The organism is Mycobacterium sp., assembly GCF_049673265.1.
GTDB lineage: Bacteria > Actinomycetota > Actinomycetes > Mycobacteriales > Mycobacteriaceae > Mycobacterium.
The window spans coordinates 1-6,353 of sequence record NZ_JBATXN010000395.1; the positions used below are offsets into that span (position 1 = coordinate 1).

9 protein-coding genes are annotated in these 6,353 nt (G+C 64.0%); 1 reads left to right on the forward strand and 8 read right to left on the reverse strand.

The window, feature by feature from the left end:
- A partial coding sequence (locus tag WBF82_RS13630) for an alkyl/aryl-sulfatase (protein ID WP_424383537.1) occupies nucleotides 1-1,791 on the reverse strand: 1,791 nt, incomplete at its 3' end.
- A gap of 207 nt (nucleotides 1,792-1,998) precedes the next feature.
- Between WBF82_RS13630 and WBF82_RS13635 the strand changes: the two genes are divergently transcribed.
- Nucleotides 1,999-2,484: a lipoprotein LpqH gene (locus WBF82_RS13635; RefSeq protein WP_424383538.1), complete on the forward strand. Its 486-nt coding sequence runs from the start codon at nucleotides 1,999-2,001 to the stop codon at nucleotides 2,482-2,484.
- 78 nt (nucleotides 2,485-2,562) lie between these two features.
- On the opposite strand, the gene WBF82_RS13640 is transcribed toward WBF82_RS13635, so the two are convergent.
- The 7 genes from WBF82_RS13640 to WBF82_RS13670 form a co-directional block, all read right to left on the reverse strand.
- Nucleotides 2,563-4,041, reverse strand: coding sequence for a sensor histidine kinase (locus tag WBF82_RS13640; RefSeq protein WP_424383539.1), 1,479 nt, complete (start codon nucleotides 4,039-4,041; stop codon nucleotides 2,563-2,565).
- A gap of 2 nt (nucleotides 4,042-4,043) precedes the next feature.
- Complete coding sequence (locus tag WBF82_RS13645; protein ID WP_424383545.1) at nucleotides 4,044-4,748, reverse strand: response regulator transcription factor; 705 nt, start codon at nucleotides 4,746-4,748, stop codon at nucleotides 4,044-4,046.
- Between the two features lie 122 nt (nucleotides 4,749-4,870).
- Nucleotides 4,871-5,035 (reverse strand): DUF6131 family protein, encoded by a 165-nt coding sequence (locus WBF82_RS13650; protein ID WP_424383540.1) that lies wholly within the window; start codon nucleotides 5,033-5,035, stop codon nucleotides 4,871-4,873.
- 85 nt (nucleotides 5,036-5,120) lie between these two features.
- Nucleotides 5,121-5,279: a DUF6131 family protein gene (locus WBF82_RS13655; RefSeq protein WP_424383541.1), complete on the reverse strand. Its 159-nt coding sequence runs from the start codon at nucleotides 5,277-5,279 to the stop codon at nucleotides 5,121-5,123.
- On the reverse strand, nucleotides 5,279-5,524 hold the full coding sequence (locus WBF82_RS13660; protein ID WP_424383542.1) for a hypothetical protein: 246 nt from the start codon (nucleotides 5,522-5,524) through the stop codon (nucleotides 5,279-5,281). Before WBF82_RS13660 ends, WBF82_RS13655 begins: the two co-directional genes overlap by 1 nt.
- A gap of 182 nt (nucleotides 5,525-5,706) precedes the next feature.
- Entirely contained in the window at nucleotides 5,707-5,844 is a 138-nt protein-coding gene (locus WBF82_RS13665; protein ID WP_424383543.1) for a hypothetical protein, read from the reverse strand.
- A gap of 83 nt (nucleotides 5,845-5,927) precedes the next feature.
- On the reverse strand, nucleotides 5,928-6,353 hold a 426-nt coding region (locus WBF82_RS13670; RefSeq protein WP_424383544.1), incomplete at its 5' end, for a class I SAM-dependent methyltransferase.

The following is a 6,353-nucleotide window of genomic DNA, read 5'->3' on the forward strand; positions in this document are numbered from 1 at the left end:
CTGCAGGGCCGCCCGGTCGCCGGAGATCTCCAGGCCCGGCGAACTGGCTCCCCCCGTGGCCAAACCCGTTGCCACGGTGAGGAGGCGCAGCGCGTTGTCCAGCTTGACAGTCACGTCCGCGGTGGCGGCATCGGCGGGCGTTTCGCGGCTTACCAGCACGCCGTTGCGCAGCGCGAGACGATAGTTGGTGCCCACATCGGTCAATGTGACGTCGGCGGCAAGATCCAAATCCCAAGCGCGGGGGCCGTTGACGCTGATAGCCAGGCCGTCGAAGATCTGCGCCGGCGTTAACGCAGACATCAATGTCAGCGAAGTGGTTTGGGCGGCGGTGCCGAAGTTGCCGTCGCGCAATTCCATAGCGCCCGACAGGAAGAAGTTGCGCCAGGTTGCGTTCTCGGCACCGTAGGCCAACTGATCAAACGTCTCCGCAAGCAGGGTGCGGGCGCTCGCATGCGTGCTGTCGGTAAACACCGCGTGATCGAGAAGTGTTGCAGCCCAACGAACGTCACCAGAATCGAAGGCCTGCTGAGCAAGTTCGACGACGCGGTCGATCCCGCCCATCGCATCGACATACCGGGTGGCCAGTGCTTCGGGCGGGTGCGGCCACAGCCGCGCCGGGTTGCCGTCGAACCAGCCCATGTAGCGCTGGTAGACCGCTTTGACATTGTGGCTGACCGAGCCGTAATAGCCGTGGGTGTGCCACGCCTTCTCCAACGCCGGTGGCAGGGTGAGCATTTCGGCGATTTCGGCGCCGGTGTGACCTTGGTTGAGCAGCCGCAGCGTCTGGTCATGCAAATAGGCGTACAAGTCGCGCTGCAGCGCCAGAAACTCGACTACGCGCTCGTGTCCCCAGGTCGGCCAGTGGTGCGACGCAAACACGACGTCGGTGCGGCCGGCGAACTTGTCGATCGCCTCGGTGAGGTAACCCGACCAGGCGTGCGGGTCGCGAACAAGTGCGCCGCGAAGCGTCAACAGGTTGTGCAGGTTATGGGTTGCATTCTCGGCCATACACAGTGCGCGGAATCGCGGGAAATAGAAGTGCATTTCGGCCGGAGCCTCGGTGCCCGGTGCCATCTGGAATTCGATCTCGACCCCGTCGATCGTGCGGGTTTCACCGGTGGTGCGGATGTCGACGGTGGGCACAATCAGGGCTATCTCACCGAGAGACGGCGCCTGACCCAGGCCGCAGCCGACGTGTCCCTGCGGACCGCGGGCCAGCTGGCTGCCGTACATATAGGTCGCACGGCGGGCCATCGCGACGCCGGCGTAGACGTTCTCCTGCACCACGTGCTCGGTGAATCCTTCCGGCGCCAGCACTTGCACTGTCCCGGCGTCGACGTCGGCTTGCGACGTAACACCCAACACGCCGCCGAAATGATCCACGTGGCTGTGCGTGTAGATCACCGCAACGACGGGCCGATCACCCCGGTGCGCGCGGTACAGCTGCAGCGCCGCGGCCGCCACCTCCGTGGAGACCAGCGGGTCGATCACGATCAGACCGTCGTCGCCCTCGACGAAGCTGATGTTGGAGATATCCAAGCCGCGGACCTGATAGATGCCCGGCACCACCTCGTAGAGGCCTTGCTTGGCCGTCAACATGCACTGCCGCCAAAGACTGGTATGCACTGTTGGCGGTGCGTCGCCGGTGATGAACGAATACGCGTCGTTGTCCCACACCACCCGGCCGTCGGCGGCTTTGACGACGCAGGGCGTCAATGCGGCAATGAATCCCCGGTCGGCGTCGGCAAAGTCTCGGGTGTCGTCCAGCGGTAAACCGTGCTTGTCGTCCACCGGCCCGACACTGCCATCAATTGCTCCGCGCAGGACCAGAACACCGATCAGCGAGGCGCCAGCAAACGTCTGTTCATACTGAGGCAGTCGTGCGGGCCCGAAAACGAAATTTTGGCGAATTCAGAGACCCATCGTTCGGCAAAGCTGCATACTGCCCAAACGGTCTGTGAAGTTCCTGTGGACCGCTACAACGGCAAAGGAGCACGAGTGAAGCGTTCAGTTACGGTCGCTGCAGCAGCGACGGCGATCGTCGTCGTAGGCCTGTCCGGATGTTCGAGCAACAAGTCATCGACGAGCAGCGCGGGGTCGTCGTCCAGCCAGAGCACCGCGGCGCCAGCCGGCTCCAGCGGCTCATCCACAGCGAAAGTCACTATCGACGGCAAAGACCAGAACATCCAAGGCACCGTCGCCTGCACCACGGCGGCCGGCAACGTCAATATCGCCATCGGTGGGGCGTCCACCGGCATTGGCGCCGTGCTCACGGACGCCAACCCGCCCTCGGTGAAGTCGGTCGGACTCGGCAACGTCAACGGGGTCACGCTGGGTTACACCCCGGGCACCGGTCAAGGCAACGCCAGCGCGACCAAGGACGGCAGCAAGTACAAGATCTCCGGGACGGCCACCGGGGTGGACATGTCCAACCCGATGCAGCCGGTGAACAAGCCCTTCGAGATTGACGTCACCTGCCCCTAGGGTCCTGAAGTAACCGTACGAGACGACGGCGACGCTCCCACGGCGTCGCCGTCGTTGTTTTAATCTTGTTGCGCGGGCTTATGTTTCGAGGTCCGCCGTAAGAGGCAATCGCACGGTGAAGTCGGTGCGGCCGGCCGAGCTGTCCAACGTGATCGTGCCGTTGTGAGCTTTGACCACCGCCGCGACGATCGCCAGGCCCAGGCCGGTGCTGCCGCCCTTCCGGGATCGGGACGTGTCGCCGCGGGCGAACCGCTCGAACACCTCCGACTGCAACTGCTGGGGGATTCCGGGCCCGTTGTCGATAACGCTCAGCACGGCATGCGTCGTGTCGGAGGCCAACCGGGTGGTCACGATGGTTCCCGCGCCGGTGTGGACGCGGGCGTTGGCCAGCAGGTTGGTCACCACCTGATGCAGCCGGGCGGCATCGCCGCACACCGTGACCGGCTCCTCGGGCAAGTCGAGCTCCCACTGATGATCCGGTCCGGCGACGTGCGCGTCGCTCACCGCGTCCACGGCAACCCGGGACAAATCCACCGACTCACGCTCCAGTGGCCGCCCCGAGTCCAGGCGGGCGAGTAGCAGCAGGTCCTCGACCAGGTGGGTCATCCGCTCCGTTTCGGATTGCACGCGTTTCATCGCATGGGCCACCGCATCGCTGTCTTCGCGCATCCGTTGTGCCAACTCGGTGTAACCGCGGATCGCGGACAACGGGGTACGCAATTCGTGACTCGCGTCCGCGACGAATTGGCGCACCCGGGTCTCGCTGGCTTGGCGCGTCGACAAGGCGGTCGCGATGTGGTCGAGCATCCGGTTCACCGCCGACCCGAGCTGCCCAACCTCCGTACGAGGGTTGGCGTCCGCCTCGAGAACCCGCACCGGCAGCGCGACTTCGCCGCGGTCCAGCGGCAAATCGACGACCTCGCCGGCGGTCAGCACAACGCGACGCAGCGGAGCCAGCGCGCGCCGGATGATCACGACGCCCGCCGTCGTGGCGGCCGCTACGGCGACGACGATCACCACCGCGAAGATCAACAGGACACGGATCATCGTGCCGTCGACTTCAGACAGTGACAAGCCGGTGATGATCACGTCATCGCCTTGTCGCGCGGGTGCAGCGATGACGCGATATCGGCCCAGGCCGTTGAGATCTCGGGTTACCGGCGTGCCGTTGACCGGGATCGCGGCCAGCTGCGCCTTGGCGTCGTCGCTCAACGCGGCCCGACCGCCTGCGGTGGTCAGGTAGCCGGCGTCGAGCGCCCCGTCTTTGCCGATCACGCCCGCGACCATGCCCACCGGCTGGCCGGGAGCATCGAGAAAGACCGGGCCCGGGCCGGGTCTTGGGAATGGCCGCAAATGATGCCGCCACGGCGCCGAGGGCGGCTCACCCGAAATCCGCACCGAGCGATGCGAGGCGTCGATCAGCTGTGTGTCGAGCTGTCCCACCAGATATCGGTACAACGCGAACTCGGTGACCGCACCGATTCCTACGCAGACGACCGCGAGGACCACGACTTGCCCGATCAACAGCCGTAGCCGCAGCGACCAGGTCCCTCCCATGGCTAGCGGGCCGGCTTGAGTACGTAGCCCGCTCCGCGCAGCGTGTGGATCATGGGCTCGCGCCCGTTGTCGATTTTCTTGCGCAGATACGAGATATACAGCTCAACGATGTTCGACCGGCCACCGAAGTCGTAGCTCCACACCCGATCCAAAATCTGCGCTTTGCTCAGAACCCGCTTGGAGTTGCGCATCATGAACCGCAGCAACTCAAACTCGGTGGATGTCAACGAGATTGGCTCACCGGCCCGGGTCACCTCGTGGCTGTCCTCGTTGAGCACCAGGTCCCCGACCACAAGCTGCGCACCGCTGTCCTCGGTTGTCACCCCGGTGCGCCGCAGCAGCGCACGCAGCCGCAACACCACTTCTTCGAGGCTGAACGGTTTGGTGACGTAGTCGTCGCCGCCGGCGGTGAGGCCGGCGATGCGGTCCTCCACGGCATCCTTAGCCGTCAACAGCAGCACCGGCAGCTGTGGATTCTGTTCGCGCAGTTTCCTTAAGACATCGAGCCCGCTCATGTCGGGCAACATCACGTCGAGGACGACCACGTCGGGTCGCTGCGTTCGGGCCGATTCCAGCGCCGATGCTCCGTCACCGGCGGTGGCGATGTTCCAACCTTCGTAACGCAGTGCCATCGACACCATCTCGGCGAGGACGGCTTCGTCATCGACCACCAAAACGTTGATCGGGTTCCCATCCGCGCGGCGCATCACGACCCGCTCGACGGGCGCTTGGGGTTGGCTCACAGGTCCAAAGTATGCCCAACGTGATGAGGTGTCGCTGTGCGAAACCTATGTGTCGGCTGTGAGCCGCCCAGGCTGCAGCTTTGGGGTCAGAACCACACTCTTCGACCGGCGACCGGGCGGCCAACTGCGCCAAGGATCCACAGGATCGCCCCGATGACGACCAGGATCCACCCCACGGTGACCAGGATTGACGAGATCGGCGTTGCCACTAGATAACCGATCACAAGCAAGATGATTCCGAGGATGATCATGAGGACTCCTTTTCAGATGTTTCGAATGAGATTTTCCGCTGACCCAGGGATACCCAGACGCATCGTCCAATACTCCGGACTCGCATCAGTACCAGTAGCGCCTGCCGGCGACCGGCCGGCCGACTCTGCCCAATAGCCAGAACACTGCGCCGATGACCAGCAAAATCACGCCGATCACGAATAGCCAGTGAACAGTTTTCAAAACCAATCCCAAGATGATCAAAATGACGCCGAGGGCAATCATTACGACTCCATTCCGATGGGCTCGATGTCGACTGCGGGCATCGAACTGGGTTGGGGCAAATTGCAATGCACTCTTGGATTAACACCGGCGTAATTCAGTGGCCCGGCAATCACTGTCAAGGCAATGGTTCCTGCTGTCGCGCAGCTGGTGTCTCCCGTCTGGAAGTAGTCGCGCTGCCAGGCTGCCAGAACCCCGATCAGCAGCCAGACCAGCACAATCGCGCTTACTGCTCCGCCATATCGCACCGTGACCTCCGTAGATTCACACGATTCTGTGGGACTTACGTACCCCGCCGGTGAAATTCCAAACGCGACAAATAACGGCCGATATGCCTTCGGCACAGCGCTTCAGGCCCCGAATAACCCAAACCTGTCTTCAATGGCGAAGTCGATTGCTAGCCGAATACCAGGTTGGCTACCGGTGAGCGCTAATCCGGCGGTTCCTGCGGCGCCGGATTGACCCGCTCGGGCTCCTCGGCGGGGGTCAGCCGCTCCGGCGTTTCCGCCGGCGTAACCGGCTCGGGAGGCTGCGGCACGGGCGGCTCATGCTCTAACGCAGTCTGCACGTGGGATCTCCTCCGCTAGTCCTGAACAGGCTGCCTACCCGTCGCGAAGCGGATCGAAACGAGAACCATTGCGCACCAAGGGCTCATTGTCGCCGTTGCGCAGATACGAAAACGGTTGGCGGCAGTATCTCGTCGGCGGGGACGTGGCGTCCATAGCGGTCCAGCATCTCGCCCATCGTGATCGCCGAGGCGTCCCAGCCGTGATCACGCAACCACTCGGCCACGTCGGTACGTTCCTCGGGGTACCACAGGTCTTCATCCGCCGGCATCTCGGCGGCGAGCATCCGAGCTGCCGCGGCGCGCAGGCGGTGCGACTGTTCACGCTGGCGAGCCAACCGCTCGGGATCCAGCGCACTCTCTGCAGGCGCGTTGGTAGCCAGCCAACTGCCGGACGGACTCAACGCCAGGATGCGCTCGAACAGTAGATCCTGGGCCCGCGCGGGCAGATACCGCAGCAGCCCCTCCGCCGACCAAGCGGTCGGCTGTGATGGGTCAAATCCTGCTTGCTG

What these genes read in the sequence shown, in the direction of transcription:
- WBF82_RS13640 (WP_424383539.1), bottom strand. Translation starts at nt 4,041, where the DNA reads ATGGGAGGGACCTGGTCGCTGCGGCTACGGCTGTTGATCGGGCAAGTC.
- WBF82_RS13645 (WP_424383545.1), bottom strand. Translation starts at nt 4,748, where the DNA reads ATGCGCCGCGCGGATGGGAACCCGATCAACGTTTTGGTGGTCGATGAC.
- WBF82_RS13650 (WP_424383540.1), bottom strand. Translation starts at nt 5,035, where the DNA reads ATGATCATCCTCGGAATCATCTTGCTTGTGATCGGTTATCTAGTGGCA.
- WBF82_RS13655 (WP_424383541.1), bottom strand. Translation starts at nt 5,279, where the DNA reads ATGATTGCCCTCGGCGTCATTTTGATCATCTTGGGATTGGTTTTGAAA.